A 15,671-nucleotide genomic window follows, 5' to 3' on the forward strand; every position below is an offset into this window, starting at 1 on the left:
CCTGTGACCCAAGACTACAAAGCCACTCTCCATCTGCCCGCGACGGAATTCCCGATGCGCGGCGACCTGCCCAAGCGCGAGCCGGCGATGCTGGAGCGCTGGGAGCGTGAGGGGTTGTACGCGCAACTGCGCGCCAATGCCGCAGGGCGCCCGCTGTTCGTGCTGCACGACGGCCCGCCGTATGCCAACGGCCAGATTCATCTGGGCCATGCGGTCAACAAGATCCTGAAGGACATCATCGTCAAGTCGAAGTATTTGGCTGGCTTCGATGCGCCCTACATTCCGGGCTGGGATTGCCATGGCCTGCCGATCGAAATCGCGATCGAAAAGAAGTACGGCAAGGTCGGGGTAAAGCTGGATGCGGCGGAATTTCGCCAGAAGTGCCGCCAATACGCAACCGAACAGATCGATCTGCAGGGGCGCGATTTCAAGCGCCTGGGCGTGATCGGCGATTGGGACAACCCGTACAAGACGCTCGATTTCCGCTTCGAAGCCAATGAGATTCGCGCGCTGGCCAAGGTCGTCGACAACGGCCACCTGACCCGCGGCGTCAAACCGGTGCACTGGTGCTTCGATTGCGGTTCGGCACTGGCTGAGGCCGAGATCGAATACGCCGACAAGGTGTCGCCGACGGTGGATATCGCCTATCCGGCGCGTGCTCCGGCCGCGGTCGCGGCCGCGTTCGGCGCGAGCCTGCCTGCTGGCGTGAGCGTAGCGGTGCCGATCTGGACCACCACGCCGTGGACGCTGCCGGCCTCGCTGGCGGTGAGCGTGGGTGCCGAACTGGATTACGTGCTGGTCGAAGGCCCGGCCGACCGCGGCCAGCCGCGCTGGCTGGTGATCGCCGAGGCCTTGGCCGGCAAGGCGCTCGGGCGCTACGGTATAGAGACGGTGGTGGTGCACGGCCATGCCAAGGGCGCGGCGCTGGAGCAGATGCTGCTGAATCACCCGTTCTATGCCGAGCGCGAGATCCCGTTGTTGCTTGGAGATCACGTGTCGGCCGAAGACGGCACCGGCGCAGTGCATACCGCTCCGGGCCACGGACAGGAGGACTACCAGGTCTCCAGGCAGTACGGCCTGCTGGAACGCTACGGCGCTGCGCAGATCAACCCGGTGGACGGACGCGGCGTGTACCGACCGTCGACGCCGCCGCTGGGCGACACCGTGCTAGCCGGGCTGCATATCTGGAAGGCTAACGACATCATCATCGAGGCGTTGCGCGACACCGGGGTGGTGTTGGCGGCCAGCAGGATGGAGCACAGCTACCCGCATTGCTGGCGCCACAAGACGCCGATCGCGTTCCGCGCCACGCCGCAGTGGTTCATCTCGATGGAGCAGGCCAATCTGCGCGCCGATGCGCTTAAGGCCATCGAAGGCGTGCATTGGTATCCTTCCTGGGGCCAGGCACGCATCGCCGGCATGGTAGAGGGGCGCCCGGATTGGACCGTCTCGCGGCAACGCACCTGGGGCGTGCCGATCGCCTTGTTCGTGCATCGCGAAACCGGCGAGCCGCATCCGCGCAGCACCGAGCTGCTGCGCCAGGTTGCCGACCGGGTGGAGCTGGGCGGTGTGGACGTGTGGTACACGCTAGACGCTGCCGAACTGCTGGGCGACGAAGCGGCCGATTACGACAAGATCACCGACATCCTGGATGTGTGGTTCGACTCGGGTGTGACGCATGAAGCGGTGCTGGTCGATCGCGGCCTTCCCAAGCCGGCCGATCTGTATCTGGAAGGCTCCGATCAGCATCGCGGCTGGTTCCAATCTTCACTGCTGACCGGCGTGGCGATGGACAAGGCAGCGCCTTACAAGCAGTGCCTCACCCACGGTTTCACTGTGGACGAGCACGGCCGCAAAATGTCCAAGTCGCTGGGCAACGGTATCGAGCCGCAGGACATCATGAAAACCCTGGGCGCGGACATCCTGCGCCTGTGGATCGCCTCGGCCGATTACAGCAACGAGATGTCGCTGTCGCAGGAAATCCTCAAGCGCAATGCCGATGCGTATCGCCGTCTGCGTAATACTGCGCGCTTTCTGCTTGGCAATCTGCATGGGTTCGATCCGCTGCAGCATCTGGTGGCGCTCGATGGCATGGTGCCGCTTGACCGCTGGATCGTGCATCGCGCGCACGAACTGCAGGAGAAGATCGTCGCCGCGTATGCGCGCTACGACTTGGCCGAAATCGTGCAGGCCCTGCTGAACTTCTGCAGCGTGGATCTGGGTTCGCTGTATCTGGACGTGACCAAGGACCGTCTGTACACGATGGCCGAGGATGCACGCGGCCGCCGCTCGGCGCAGAGCGCGATGTACCACGTGGCCGAAGCGTTCGTGCGCTGGATCGCGCCGGTGCTGAGCTTCACGGCCGAAGAACTGTGGGGCTACCTGCCGGGCAAGCATGCCGACAACGTGCTGTTCGCCACCTGGTACGACGGCCTTGCGCCGTTGCCAGCCGATGCCGCGCTGACCAGTGCCGACTTCGACAAGCTGCTGGCCTTGCGCGAGCAGGTGGCCAAGGTGTTGGAGCCGATGCGTGCCAACGGCGCGATCGGCGCGGCACTGGAAGCGGAGATCACAGTGGCCGTCGATGCGCAGACCGCTGCACGCTGGCAGCCATTGGCCGAAGAGCTGCGTTTTTTGTTCATCAGTGGCGACGTTAGCGTGATCGCAGCCAGCACCGACGACATCTTCGTCAGCGCGCAGCCGACCGCCAAGGCCAAGTGCGTACGCTGCTGGCACCACCAGGCCAGCGTGGGTAGCGATCTGCGTCATCGGGAACTGTGCAGCCGCTGCGTCAGCAACATCGAAGGCCCTGGCGAGGAGCGTCGCTGGTTCTGATCCTGTAATTTCTTCTCACGCGAGCGGGAGAAGATGGCGCGAGGTGCCGGATGAGAGCCTGCGATGGTGCCTCCGGCTGTGCTTACCCATCCGCCCTTCGGGCAGCCTTTCCCGTGCTCGGGACAAGGAACAGTAAGGTGATTTCATGACCGCAAGACCCAAACCCTCCGCCCTGATCTGGCTGCTGTTGTCGGCGCTCGTGGTCGGGCTGGACCAGTGGAGCAAGGCCTGGGTGCTGTCCAGCCTGCCCGAGTACACCCCGGTGCCGGTCATCGGCGGGTTCTGGAACTGGTACCGCACCTACAACACCGGCGCAGCCTTCAGCTTTCTGAGCGATGCCGGCGGTTGGCAGCTTTGGTTCTTCACCGCTCTGGCGGTGGGCATCAGCGGCTTGCTGGCGTTCTGGCTGTCGCGCACGGCGCGCGGTGAATGGCGCAGCGCGGTGCCGTACGCGCTGGTGATCGGCGGGGCGATCGGCAACGTGATCGACCGGCTGATGCACGGCCACGTGGTCGATTTCATCCAGTGGTACATCGGCAGCCACACCTGGCCGTCGTTCAATATCGCCGACTCGGCGATCGTGGGCGGCGCTATCGGCATTGCAGTGTTCGGTTTGTTCGACACGTCCGGGAAGCGGGAATCGGGGATTAGGAATTAGGAATCGACGCTGAAGTGGTCTAGCGGGCGAGCGCCGCCTAGTCGGGCTCCTCTTTCCTCATTCCCGTAGAATGCCCGCCATGGATGTCCTGCTCGCTAATCCCCGTGGTTTTTGTGCCGGTGTCGACCGTGCGATCGAGATCGTCAAGCGCGCGATCGAGACGCTGGGCGCGCCGATCTATGTGCGCCACGAAGTCGTGCACAACCGCTTTGTGGTCGACGATCTCAAGCAGCGCGGCGCGATCTTCGTCGAGGAACTGGACGAGGTGCCCGACAAGGCGACGGTGATTTTCAGCGCGCATGGCGTTTCGCAGGCGGTGCGCCAGGAAGCCGAGCGGCGGGGGCTCAGGGTGTTCGATGCCACCTGTCCATTGGTGACCAAGGTGCATTTCGAGGTCGCGCGGCATTGCCGGGCCGGCCGCGACGTGGTGCTGATCGGCCACGCGGGGCATCCGGAAGTGGAAGGCACGATGGGGCAGTGGAGCCGCGAGCGCGGCCAGGGCACGATCTATCTGGTCGAGGACATCGAGCAGGTGGCCACATTGCAGATCCGCCAGCCTGACAAGCTCGCTTACACCACCCAGACCACGCTATCGGTGGACGACACCATGGGCATCATCGAGGCCTTGCGCACGCGCTACCCGGCGATGCAGGGTCCACGCCACGACGATATCTGCTACGCCACCCAGAACCGTCAGGACGCGGTGCGCGATCTGGCGCGCCAATGCGATCTGGTGTTGGTGGTCGGCTCGCCCAATAGCTCCAATTCCAACCGTCTCAGCGAGCTGGCCCGGCGCGACGGGGTAGAGTCCTACTTGATCGACAACGCCAGCGAGATCGACCCAGCCTGGATTATCGGCAAGCAGCACATCGGTCTGACCGCTGGCGCCTCCGCGCCGCAGGTGTTGGTAGATGGTGTGCTGGCGCGGCTGCGCGAACTGGGTGCCGAAGGCGTGTCCGAACTGGAAGGCGAGCCCGAATCGATGGTATTTGCGCTTCCCCGGGAACTGCGGCTGCGTCTGGTCAGCTGAAAGCGGCTGACGATGGGGCAGGAGTGTCGATCGGCACCGTCGCGCTGGCGCATTGCGCGTGTGCGATCCAACAACACCCGGCACCGCGATGGTCAGCCCGCTACCACTGGCGATTGACCAGGGGGCGGCTGCGCTCCTACAATTCACGGCTGGCCGGAATAGCTCAGTTGGTAGAGCGGCGCATTCGTAATGCGTAGGTCGTAGGTTCGATTCCTATTTCCGGCACCATGCTGCGTGACTGGGTTGGCCTTTGGTCGGCCCAGTTTCGTTTTGGAGCGCTGCATATGTGCGTTTCATACAGTCATCGCATGTGCGCACGGCCCGATCGGCGGCCGCAACTGCTCAATTCTTCCCTGGCGCTGCGCTGCGACAACATGTCGCACAAATCTACGCGTATTTATTGCGATGGAGCATTGCAAATGGGTTTCGTGCAGGTGCAGCAAAGACTAAAATTGGCGTGCTAACCCGTGTCTTCGGTCTGCGCAGGCCACCTCAACTAGGACGTGCATGCGTCGGACGCATCCCGAAGGGGAGACGACGTACGAGGCTGGCGTTCCTTCGCATTTGGATCGACCGATGATTCCGCTGAAACATCTCAGGCGTTTACTTCGTCTAGGTCTGATGTTGCCGTTCCTGCTGTTGGCAGGCTGCAACTCGGCCATTCTCAATCCGAAAGGCCAGGTCGGCCACGACGAGAAACAGCTGCTGATCACCTCAGTGGTGTTGATGCTGATCGTGGTCATCCCGGTGATCGTGATGGCGATTACGTTCGCGTGGAAATATCGCGCATCGAACACGAAGGCGCGCTACGAGCCGGACTGGTCGCACTCCACCGCCATTGAAGTGGTGGTGTGGTCGATCCCTTGCGTGATCATCTTGGTGCTGGCGGTGCTGACCTGGCGCTCCTCGCACGCGCTGGACCCGTACCGGCCGCTGGATTCGGACGTCAAGCCGATCAACATCGAAGCAGTGTCGCTGGACTGGAAGTGGATGTTCATCTATCCAGACCAGGGCATTGCGACCGTCAACGAGATCGCGTTCCCGGTGCACACGCCGCTGAACTTCAAGATCACCTCCGATACAGTGATGAACACGTTCTTCATCCCGCAGCTGGGCACCATGATCTACGCGATGGCGGGCATGGAAACCAAGCTGCATCTGATCGCCAATGAGCCGGGCGAATACTTCGGCCTGTCGACCAACTACAGCGGTCACGGTTTTTCGAAGATGAGCTTCAAGGCGCATGCCACCGATCAGGCTGGCTTCGATGCATGGATCGCTCAGGTCAAGGCATCGCCGAAGACATTGGACGCCACCGAGTACCAAGTGCTAGCCGCCAATCGCAACGATAAAGAACAGTATCCGGTTACCTACTACGCGTCGGTGCAGGACGGCATGTTCCGGTCGCTGATAGGCAAATACATGAATGGCCCGGGTCACCATCCGGAAGGCCACGGCGATCATCAGGCATCGGCTGTAGAGCCGGTTGCCATGTGCACTTCTGGAGAAAAGTGATGCTAGGCAAACTTACGCTCGAGGCGGTTCCGTACCATGAGCCGATCATTATGGCTGCTCTCGGCGGCGCGAGCCTGCTCGGCCTGATCATCGCCGGCGCCGTCACCAAGTACAAGCTCTGGGGCTATCTGTGGAAGGAGTGGTTGACCTCGGTGGATCACAAGCGCATCGGTGTTATGTACATCATCGTGGCGCTAGTCATGCTGCTGCGCGGCTTCGCCGATGCGGCGATGATGCGCACCCAGCAGGCGATCGCCCACGGCGGCAACGAAGGCATCTTTCCGCCGCATCACTACGATCAGATCTTCACCGCGCATGGCGTGATCATGATCTTCTTCATGGCCATGCCATTCATGACGGGTCTATTGAACGTCATCGTGCCGCTGCAGATCGGTGCACGCGATGTGGCGTTCCCGTTCTTGAATTCACTGAGCTTCTGGCTGTTCGTGGCCGGTGCGGCGTTGATCAACCTCTCGCTGGGCGTCGGTGAATTCGCGCAGACCGGTTGGTTGGCCTATCCGCCATTGTCGGGGCTGGAATACAGTCCAGGTGTCGGTGTGGACTACTACATCTGGGCGTTGCAGGTCTCAGGGTTAGGCACATTGCTGACCGGCATCAACTTCTTCGTCACGATCATGCGGATGCGCGCACCTGGCATGACCCTGATGCGGATGCCGATCTTCACCTGGACCGCGTTGATCACCAACATCCTGATCATCGCGGCATTCCCGATCCTGACCGTGGCGCTGGCGCTGCTGGGTGCCGACCGTTATCTGGGTACGCACTTCTTCACTAACGACGGTGGCGGCAACGCCATGATGTACGTCAACCTGATCTGGATCTGGGGTCACCCGGAAGTGTATATCCTGATCCTGCCGGCGTTCGGCATCTTCTCAGAGCTGATCGCGACCTATAGCCGCAAGCGTCTGTTTGGCTATACCTCGATGGTGTACGCCACCTCTTGCATCGGCGTTCTGTCGTTCGTGGTGTGGTTGCACCACTTCTTCACCATGGGCTCGGGTGCCAACGTCAATGCCTTCTTCGGCATCACGACGATGATCATCTCGATCCCGACCGGGGTGAAGATCTTCAACTGGCTGTTCACCATGTTCCGCGGTCGCGTGCACATGACAGCGCCAGTGTTGTGGACGATCGGCTTCATCATCACCTTCAGCATCGGCGGCATGACCGGCGTGATGTTGGCGATTCCGGCCGTGGACTTCGTGCTGCACAACAGCCTGTTCCTGATCGCGCATTTCCATAACGTGATCATCGGTGGCGTGGTGTTCGGTTACCTGGCAGGTCTGACCTACTGGTTCCCGAAGGCGTTCGGCTTCAGGCTTAACGAGAAGCTGGGCAAGGCTTCGTTCTGGTGCTGGATCATCGGTTTCTTCGTGGCCTTCATGCCGCTGTACGTGCTCGGTTTCATGGGCATGACCCGCCGCATGAATACCTACAACCATCCAGAGTGGGCACCTTGGCTAATCGTGGCTGCGGTGGGTGCAGCGATCATCGGTACAGGCATCTTCCTCAATCTGGTGCAGATCGCTTACAGCGTCTGGAAGCGTAGGGAGCACATGGATTACACCGGCGATCCGTGGGATGGCCGCACGCTGGAGTGGGCAACTTCTTCGCCGCCGCCGTTCTACAACTTCGCCGTGTTGCCGCACATCGACGACCGCGATCAGTTCTGGGCCGATAAGCAGAACGGCAAGGGTTGGGTGCGACCGTCCAGGTACGAGCCGATCCATATGCCGCGTAATACCGGTGCAGGTGTCTATATCGGTGCTTTCAGCGTGCTGCTGGGCTTCGGTATGATCTGGCACATCTGGTGGCTGGCCATCATCGGCCTGGTGGGCATGATCGGCAGCTTCATCGCACGGACGTTCGATGACGACATCGATTACTGGGTGCCGGCCGACGAAGTGGAGCGCATCGAAAACGCACGTTTCGCCCTGCTCGAACAGCAACAGGCGGCGCAGGCCGCGAAGGTGGTATGACCATGGCTTCCTCGACCACGCTTGACCACGCCGCCCACCCGGGCGGCCACGATCACGATCACGAACATCACGACGCCGGTGGCAACACCGTCTTCGGGTTCTGGGTCTATCTGATGAGCGACTGCTTGCTGTTTGCCGGTCTGTTCGCCACCTACGCAGTGCTCTCAGGCGCCACGGTGGATGGACCGACGGCCAAGGAGCTGTTCGATCTGAAGTTCGTGCTGGTGGAAACCTTCCTGCTGTTGTTCAGCAGTTTGAGCTTCGGCGTTGCGATGATCTCGGCGCACAAGCGCAATATGACCGGGCTATATGCCTGGTTAGGCGTCACCGCGCTGCTGGGTATCGGCTTTGTGTGCATGGAAGTCTATGAGTTCAATCACCTGATCCACGAAGGTGCCGGCCCGGGGCGTAGTGCATTCCTGTCGGCCTTCTTCACCTTGGTGGGCACGCACGGATTGCACGTGACTTCCGGCCTGCTTTGGATGGCGGTGCTGGTGATCCAGATCTCCAAGAACGGCCTGACTTCGCGCAACAGCACGCGTCTGGCCTGCCTGAGCCTTTTCTGGCACTTCTTGGACATCATCTGGATCGGTGTGTTCACCGTCGTCTATCTGTTGGGAGCGCTGTAATGGCCAATCACCACCACACCGAAACCGCTGCCGACGCCTATGCAGGCGGCTTGAAGTCCTATCTGACCGGCTTTGTGATGGCCGTGATCCTCACTGCCATCCCATTTGCGATGGTGATGAGCGGAGCGTTCTCCAAGAGCGTCACCGTTATCGTGATCTCGCTGATGGCCGCCGTACAGATGCTGGTGCATATGGTGTATTTCCTGCATATGGATCGCTCGCCCGAGCAGCGTTCCAACGTGCAGGTGGGCCTGTTCTCGCTGCTGATCATCGGCATCGTGATCGTTGGCTCGCTGTGGGTGCTGCACAACATGAACGTCAACATGATGCATTGAGACGGCGCCACGCCAAATCGAAGCATGCTGGATCAAAGAAGGCCGCCAAGTGAATGGCGGCTTTTTTTGCGGATGAATCGCCTGCGACATGACCAATGGCATACGGGGAAGCGCTGGCGGGCGCTTAGCATCGTGGGCTTGCCTGTTCCAGGTCACTGCGGAGTTGCGATGAAAATGCCCACCTTGTTGTCCGTGTCTTTGCTGGCGGCGCTGTCGTTGCCCGCAGCCGCGCAAACCGCACCGCCACAAGATGTGCCATTTGAAGGCACCTTGAAGATCGATGTCGATGCCACCGATCTGGCGCACCGCATCTTCAAGGTCAAGACCACCATGCCGGCCAAGCCGGGTCCGATGACACTGCTGTATCCACAGTGGATTCCCGGCGATCACTCGCCGACCGGGCCGATCGACAAGCTTGCCGGTCTTGTGATCAAGGTCGATGGCAAGGTGGTGCCGTGGACACGCGATCAGTTCGACGTGTACGCCTTCAAGATTGACGTGTCGCAGGGTGCCACCGAGCTGGTGGCCGAGTTCAAGTTTCTCTCGCCGCAGGCCCCCAACCAGGGCCGGGTGATGATGACGCCGGAAATGCTCAACCTGCAGTGGAACACCGCTGCGCTCTATCCGGCCGGTTACTTGGCACGCAACATTAAGGCGCAGGCCAGCGTCACGCTGCCGGCCGGCTGGAGCTATGCCACCGCATTGGAAACCGACCACCGCGTCGGCGACACGGTGACCTTCAAGCCGATCGATTTCGACGACCTGGTCGACTCGCCGATGTTCGCCGGCAAGTACTACAAGCGCGTGGAGCTGAGCAACGCCAAGCAGCCGGTGTACCTCAACGTGTTCGCCGACGACGCCAAGTCGCTGGAGTCCAAGCCCGAACAGATCAAGGCGCATGCGTCCCTGGTGCAGCAGATGGACAAGCTTTACGGCGCACGCCATTTCGACCATTACGAATTTCTGCTCGCGCTGACCAAGAAGTTGGGTGGCATCGGCCTGGAGCACCACCGTTCCAGCGAAAACAGTGGCCCGCCGAATTACTTCACCGAGTGGGACAAGAGCTGGACCGGGCGCGACCTGCTTGCACATGAGTTCAACCATTCCTGGAACGGTAAATACCGCCGTGGCGCCGACCTGTATACGCCGAATTTCAACGTGCCGATGGGCGACAGCCTATTGTGGTTGTATGAAGGCCAGACCCAGTTCTGGGGCGAAGTGATGGCTGCGCGGTCGGGCCTGTGGACGCAGGACCAGGCACGCGAGATTTTGGCAGTCGTCGCTGCGACCCAAGAGCGCGGCCGCCCCGGGATGGCCTGGCGCACTGTGCAGGACACCACCAACGACCCGGCTATGTCGATGCGCCGCCCGAAGGCGTACCGCAGCTACCAGATGAGCGAGGATTATTACTCCGGCGGCCAGATGATGTGGCTGGAAGTGGATAGCAAGCTGCGTCAGCTGACCAACAACAAGCGCTCCATCGACGACTTCGGCAAGGCGTTTTTCGGCATGAAGAACGGCGATTGGGGTGTCAATCCGTACACCTTCGACGACATCGTCGCCACGCTCAACGACGTGGCCTCCTACGACTGGGCGAGCCTGCTGCGCAGCCGAATGGACGGGCACGGCTCCTTGAACGGTGGCATCGAAGCCAACGGCTGGAAGCTGGTCTACAACGACGAGCCGAACCTGGCGATCAAGACCTACGAAAGCAACGAGAGTGACGTCATCCTGAGGCTGTCGTTGGGTTTGTCGCTGGAAGGCTCCGGTGAAATCAACGAAGTGCTGTGGGACAGCCCGGCGTTCAATGCAGGCCTGATCAACGGCAATACGATCGTCGCAGTCAACGGCCGCGCCTTCAGTGCCGAAGTCATCAAGGACGCAATCAAAGCCGCCAAGGACACCACCACGCCGATCGAATTGCTGGTCAAACGTCTGGATCGCTACGACACCGTGCGCATCGATTACCACGGCGGGCTGTCGTATCCGCATCTAGAGCGTATTGCCGGCAAGCCGGATCGCTTGAGCGAATTGTACAAGGCGCGTTGATGGATGATTCCCCGCTCTTGTGAGGTGAGCGGGGAGTGTGTGGGCTCTGCAGCTGCATGGTCGGTAGTGATCGATCATGCAGCTTCCGATGAGTTGGTTGTCGTCGATACCGATGTCGACTCATCTAACGAAAGGCATTGCGCTAGCCACGTGTTTCGACGTCGTCGATGTGTCCCACGTAGAGCGCCGTGGTTGAAGTGCACAGTTGCAAGTCATCCAGCAGCGCTGTCAGCCTAGACGAATTCCCGATCCCGCCAGCGTCGCACATCCTGAGACCAACGGCGGCTATCCTGTTGTTCCAAAATCGATTGGCTAGATGACGATGGCGAAGGCCAAAACCAAAACAGCCTATGTCTGCGGCGAATGCGGCGCCGAGTACAACAAATGGCAGGGCCAGTGCACCGAATGCGGTGTATGGAACACGCTAAGCGAAATCGTGCTCAAAAGCGCGACGCCTGGCAGCAAGGCCTCGCCAGCGGCATCGCGGCGTAGCGGCTGGGCGGGTAAGGCCGAGGCACCCAAAATCACCGCGCTCAAAGATGTGCAGCAGTCCGAGCAGGCGCGTGTGTCCACCGGCATCGGCGAGTTCGATCGGGTGCTGGGCGGTGGGCTGGTCGAAGGTGTAGTGGTGCTGATTGGTGGCGACCCCGGCATCGGCAAGTCGACGTTGTTGCTGCAGGCGTTGGCAAGCATGGCCAGCACGTTGCCGGTGTTGTATGTCACCGGCGAGGAATCGCTGGCGCAGGTCGCCGGGCGTGCGGTGCGCCTGGATCTGCCATTGGAAGGTTTGAATGCACTGGCCGAAACCGGAATCGAAAACATCCTGCAGCACGCCAGCGTGGCGCGGCCGAAGTTGATCGTGGCCGACTCGGTGCAGACGCTGTGGACCGAGTCGCTGACCGCAGCTCCCGGTTCGGTTAGCCAGGTGCGCGAGAGCGCGGCGCGGCTTGTGCGCTATGCCAAGGAGACCGGCACTGCCGTGTTTCTGGTCGGCCATGTCACCAAGGAAGGTGGTATCGCCGGCCCGCGCGTGCTCGAGCACATGGTCGATGCGGTGTTGTATTTCGAAGGTGAGAGTGGGAGCCGGTTTCGGTTGTTGCGCGCTTTCAAGAACCGCTTCGGTGCGGTCAACGAGTTGGGCGTATTCGCGATGGGCGAGAAGGGTCTCAAGGAGGTGTCCAACCCGTCGGCGATCTTCCTGTCCGGCGGCAGCACACAGCAGCCCGGAAGTTGCGTGATGGTCACCCGCGAAGGCACCCGGCCGTTGATGGTGGAGGTGCAGGCCTTGGTCGATGCCTCGCCGTTGTCCAATCCGCGTCGGGTTGCGGTGGGGTTGGAGCAGAACCGGCTTGCGATGTTGCTGGCGGTGCTGCATCGCCACGGCGGTATTGTGGTGGGCGATCAAGACGTGTTCGTCAACGTGGTGGGCGGCATCCGCGTGCAGGAAACCGCAGCCGATCTGCCGGTGTTGCTGGCGGTGCTGTCTTCGCTGCGCGACTGCCCGTTGTCCGAGAAGACCATTGCGTTTGGCGAAGTGGGGCTGTCCGGCGAAATTCGTCCGGTACCCAACGGCGAGGACCGCCTGAAGGAAGCCGCGACGCATGGTTTCAAGCGCGGGATCGTGCCCAGAGCCAATGCGCCCAAGACGGCCAGCATCAAGGGAATGGAGATCATCGCAGTGGAGCGGCTGAGTCAGGCGCTGGAAGCGTCGGCCGACTGACGAGCCGATACGTCTGCCGGACATGCGGTGCGCTCGGCGGCGTGCACCGCATGTCCGGCAGGGCGTCGCAGCCTGCCTGTGTCCGACAGCTGCATGCACAGGCGATCAATCCGGATTCTCAAGCCGGCGCTCGCCTGCAGTGATCGTCCAAGCGCTACGGCGCATCGCAGCGTATGGGGCGCTCGTATCTGCAGCGGCTGGCCGCTGCCGACCGTCCGTCGCACAGCGTTTGGCGATATGCATTGGGCCGCAAAGAAACCATTTTCACCAGAGTGCGGCTATGGCAACATGTGCGGCCCGTTGCGCAGTGCCGCCAGATCACAGATACCGCTCACTGCTCATTACGAGAAGAGTCACGATGGAATGCATGCTGCTGCCGATCAAGCGCTGTGCCGACTTCCTCGCTCGCGTCGCGAGGAATATTGGATGTTTGCGCTGATGCAGTTCTTGGTCCTGGCGGTGCTCGGTGGCTTGTTTGCCATCGCTGCAGCAGTGTTGGGCGGCGAAAATGGTCCCGGTCCGGTGGACTGGGGTGGGGGTGTTCGCCGTTTTGACGAACTTGCTATTGGCATGATCAGCCTGGTGCCTTATGTCGGTTTTATCGTCTTGCTGGTCTTCATGTGCATCGAGGACACGCCCGGCCCGAACGAATACGGCGAGAATCCGAGCAGTAATCTGCAATACACGTGATTGAACGACGGCTTAGGGATTTCCATGTGCCGTTGTCTTTGCGTCGTACCGTTACCACGTTGCGGTAGTGATCGCGGGGCGCGGGCCATGACGTGCGGTTTAATCTGTTAGCGCATCATTTCAATGACGGCAAAGTGCGGACTTTAGCGGCGCCGCAGCAACGAAATGGCATGCAGCGAAAGCACTTGGCGATGTGCAATGCATTTAGGGAAGCTTTGAACAACTCCTCCATGAGCCTTCGATAAACAACCAAGGCGATCGCCGATATGCATAATTGCTTGATTTTCACTATGGACAATCGCCGCGTTTGAGAAACATTCCAAGTTCACTCGCTACGCCGTGAGTTGTTCAAAAGTTCCCTGGCGCCAGATCAACGCTCGCTCAGCAAGCCGCCGCGCGATGCGCCGGGCTGGGACTGACTGCCTTGCTCATCGTCACTGCATCCTTGTCGTGCGCGGACAGTTCCAGCTTGTAGCCGTGCGAATACACAGTTCTGATGCGCACCGCTCCGCTGTGATTGCATAGCTGCAATTTCTTGCGCAGCTTGTAGATGTGCTGCTCCATGGTGCGGTCGGTGAACTCGGTGTGACTACCCCATACTGCCTTGGCCAGTTGGCAGCGGCGAAAGCACACGCCGGGGCTGGAAAACAGCAGCCATGCAATCGAGAACTCACGCGCAGTCAGGACGATCGGCTTGCCGTGCATATACACGGTATTTTCGTCGCGTATCAATTGGTACGGACCAAGGCTGAGATGCTGTGTTTCCGGGCAAGCCTGCGCCACCGGCGAGATCGCCAAGGCTGCGCGCACATGCAGTTCGTGCGAATTGAATGGCAGCGCGAGCACGTCCTGCGCGCCTGCGCGATACCAGGCCAGAATGTCGTTGGCGCAATCGAAACGCCCCAGCACGATCAGCGGCGTGGGATGACCACTATGGCAGTGCTGCCAAGCCAGCACAGAGCTGTCGTCGGAAGCAACACAGGTCGCATCGAAGATCAGCAGCTCGCAAGCCGAATGCCGCAGCGAGCGCAGGAGCTCAAGTTCATCGGAGAACACCGAAAAACTCGGCGGAAGCGGTGCAAGGCTGGCGTTGACCTGCGATGCCAGACGCGCGTCCTGCGTCAACAGGAAAGCCGATCCGTGCTGGTTGGGCGGATTGCCGTACATCAGCCGGCCTTCCCATGACGGCACACATACCAGTGGTAGGTCGGATGCCTATGACGGGCGATCGGTGCCAATACAAAACCTATATGTAGAGATAAGTGCATTGCCAGACCTTTCGGCTGCCGGGGGGGGGCGACCATTATCAGACGAATGGTATGTACCATTGCAAAGCCAGAAAGTTGCATTGTTGCGCACGTTTCTTCGGATTTGCGCAGGTTGGCTTTAACCTGCGCTCATCTAGGCGTAACAGAGCTCTTACAGTTCAAGCATGCATGATGCGTCTGTGACAGCAGCATAGGGACTGCCACGGGCACACACGGCCCTGATGACCCAGGGAAGCTCTGAACAACTCATGACGTGGCGGACGTGGCGGACGTGGCGAGTGAACTTGGAATGTTGCTCAAACGCAACGATCTTCCATGCTGAAAATCAAGCACTTAGGCATATCAGCGATTGCCTAAGTTGTTGGTCGAAAGCGCATGGAAGAGTTGTTCAAAGCGTCCCTTGTGCTACATCGTTACGCGCACGGAGCCAATGGGCGGAGAGGTCTAGACCAAGCTATTGCGATTCATGTCTGTATGGATCGCGCTTGGAATATGTCGATCAGAATGAACGGCGCGCTATGCCTGCGACTACAGGGCTGAAGAAACGGGGGTAGCCCTCATGACGTGCAGGCAGTCAGTCCCATGACACAGGTCGACAACGGTCAATGTGCGGGGAAGCTGCGCGTTCGCAGACGTTGCCCGATTGCACCAGTGCTTTTGCGGGAATCGCTTAGATCAATACCCAATCGAATGGCGTGGTGTGTCCTGCGCATGACAATGCCGACGGTATACAAAAACATCCCTCGATGCGCGCAACGTACGATGCGCACGTTTGAGGGCAGAGTGAGATTTTTTGATTTTCTCAGTGTCTTAAAGTGAGAAATTCCATTGGATCGGCTGCATACAATCATTCGCGCCAGCCAGAACGGCGTTTGTTGTCTTTTGCTCCGCCCCTCAAAAGAGAGAGACCTGGCATGATCCTTTCCACCTACTTCGCAGCCA

At 60.5% G+C, this 15,671-nt stretch carries 10 protein-coding genes, 1 tRNA gene and 1 pseudogene; 11 read left to right on the forward strand and 1 reads right to left on the reverse strand.

From position 1 onward, the window contains the following. Positions 1 to 3 precede the first annotated feature (3 nt). The 11 genes and pseudogenes from ileS to PD885_RS04760 all read left to right on the forward strand — a co-directional run bounded on the left by ileS (position 4) and on the right by PD885_RS04760 (position 13,461). Positions 4 to 2,835, forward strand: coding sequence for an isoleucine--tRNA ligase (gene ileS / locus PD885_RS04710; RefSeq protein ID WP_002807895.1), 2,832 nt, complete (start codon positions 4 to 6; stop codon positions 2,833 to 2,835). 145 nt (positions 2,836 to 2,980) lie between these two features. Then, positions 2,981 to 3,493, forward strand: a complete 513-nt coding sequence (gene lspA / locus PD885_RS04715) for a signal peptidase II (protein ID WP_002807897.1) — start codon at positions 2,981 to 2,983, stop codon at positions 3,491 to 3,493. Between the two features lie 79 nt (positions 3,494 to 3,572). Beyond that, positions 3,573 to 4,523 (forward strand): 4-hydroxy-3-methylbut-2-enyl diphosphate reductase, encoded by a 951-nt coding sequence (gene ispH, locus PD885_RS04720; protein WP_002807899.1) that lies wholly within the window; start codon positions 3,573 to 3,575, stop codon positions 4,521 to 4,523. Positions 4,524 to 4,675: 152 nt separating this feature from the next. Continuing rightward, a tRNA-Thr gene (locus PD885_RS04725) sits at positions 4,676 to 4,751 on the forward strand. Between the two features lie 348 nt (positions 4,752 to 5,099). After that, the gene (gene cyoA / locus PD885_RS04730; RefSeq protein WP_002807901.1) at positions 5,100 to 6,038 is read left to right on the forward strand and encodes a ubiquinol oxidase subunit II; all 939 of its coding nucleotides are present in this window, start codon (positions 5,100 to 5,102) and stop codon (positions 6,036 to 6,038) included. Then, positions 6,038 to 8,038 (forward strand): cytochrome o ubiquinol oxidase subunit I, encoded by a 2,001-nt coding sequence (cyoB, locus tag PD885_RS04735; RefSeq protein ID WP_002807903.1) that lies wholly within the window; start codon positions 6,038 to 6,040, stop codon positions 8,036 to 8,038. The genes cyoA and cyoB overlap by 1 nt, the downstream gene beginning before the upstream one ends. Next, positions 8,035 to 8,667, forward strand: coding sequence for a cytochrome o ubiquinol oxidase subunit III (gene cyoC, locus PD885_RS04740; protein WP_172402110.1), 633 nt, complete (start codon positions 8,035 to 8,037; stop codon positions 8,665 to 8,667). The genes cyoB and cyoC overlap by 4 nt, the downstream gene beginning before the upstream one ends. After that, complete coding sequence (cyoD, locus tag PD885_RS04745) at positions 8,667 to 9,002, forward strand: cytochrome o ubiquinol oxidase subunit IV (protein ID WP_002807907.1); 336 nt, start codon at positions 8,667 to 8,669, stop codon at positions 9,000 to 9,002. Before cyoC ends, cyoD begins: the two co-directional genes overlap by 1 nt. A 168-nt stretch (positions 9,003 to 9,170) precedes the next feature. After that, the gene (locus PD885_RS04750; protein ID WP_159087660.1) at positions 9,171 to 11,051 is read left to right on the forward strand and encodes a M61 family metallopeptidase; all 1,881 of its coding nucleotides are present in this window, start codon (positions 9,171 to 9,173) and stop codon (positions 11,049 to 11,051) included. A 322-nt stretch (positions 11,052 to 11,373) separates the two neighbouring features. Beyond that, entirely contained in the window at positions 11,374 to 12,771 is a 1,398-nt protein-coding gene (radA, locus tag PD885_RS04755) for a DNA repair protein RadA (RefSeq protein ID WP_040762647.1), read from the forward strand. Positions 12,772 to 13,129: 358 nt separating this feature from the next. Further along, a pseudogene (locus tag PD885_RS04760) lies at positions 13,130 to 13,461 on the forward strand (DUF805 domain-containing protein). Positions 13,462 to 13,842: 381 nt separating this feature from the next. Here the strand turns inward: PD885_RS04760 and PD885_RS04765 are convergent. Continuing rightward, a complete protein-coding gene (locus PD885_RS04765; RefSeq protein ID WP_002807926.1) occupies positions 13,843 to 14,628 on the reverse strand; it encodes a response regulator transcription factor in 786 nt (261 codons plus the stop codon). Positions 14,629 to 15,671: the final 1,043 nt, after the last annotated feature.

Origin of the sequence: Xanthomonas fragariae (assembly GCF_900183975.1) — a bacterium.
Classification (GTDB): domain Bacteria; phylum Pseudomonadota; class Gammaproteobacteria; order Xanthomonadales; family Xanthomonadaceae; genus Xanthomonas; species Xanthomonas fragariae.

Bases quoted from the DNA above. Each gene is read 5' to 3' on its own strand.
- lspA (WP_002807897.1), top strand. From the start codon at position 2,981: ATGACCGCAAGACCCAAACCCTCCGCCCTGATCTGGCTGCTGTTGTCG.
- ispH (WP_002807899.1), top strand. From the start codon at position 3,573: ATGGATGTCCTGCTCGCTAATCCCCGTGGTTTTTGTGCCGGTGTCGAC.
- cyoA (WP_002807901.1), top strand. From the start codon at position 5,100: ATGATTCCGCTGAAACATCTCAGGCGTTTACTTCGTCTAGGTCTGATG.
- cyoB (WP_002807903.1), top strand. From the start codon at position 6,038: ATGCTAGGCAAACTTACGCTCGAGGCGGTTCCGTACCATGAGCCGATC.
- cyoC (WP_172402110.1), top strand. From the start codon at position 8,035: ATGACCATGGCTTCCTCGACCACGCTTGACCACGCCGCCCACCCGGGC.
- cyoD (WP_002807907.1), top strand. From the start codon at position 8,667: ATGGCCAATCACCACCACACCGAAACCGCTGCCGACGCCTATGCAGGC.
- PD885_RS04750 (WP_159087660.1), top strand. From the start codon at position 9,171: ATGAAAATGCCCACCTTGTTGTCCGTGTCTTTGCTGGCGGCGCTGTCG.
- radA (WP_040762647.1), top strand. From the start codon at position 11,374: ATGGCGAAGGCCAAAACCAAAACAGCCTATGTCTGCGGCGAATGCGGC.
- PD885_RS04765 (WP_002807926.1), bottom strand. From the start codon at position 14,628: ATGTACGGCAATCCGCCCAACCAGCACGGATCGGCTTTCCTGTTGACG.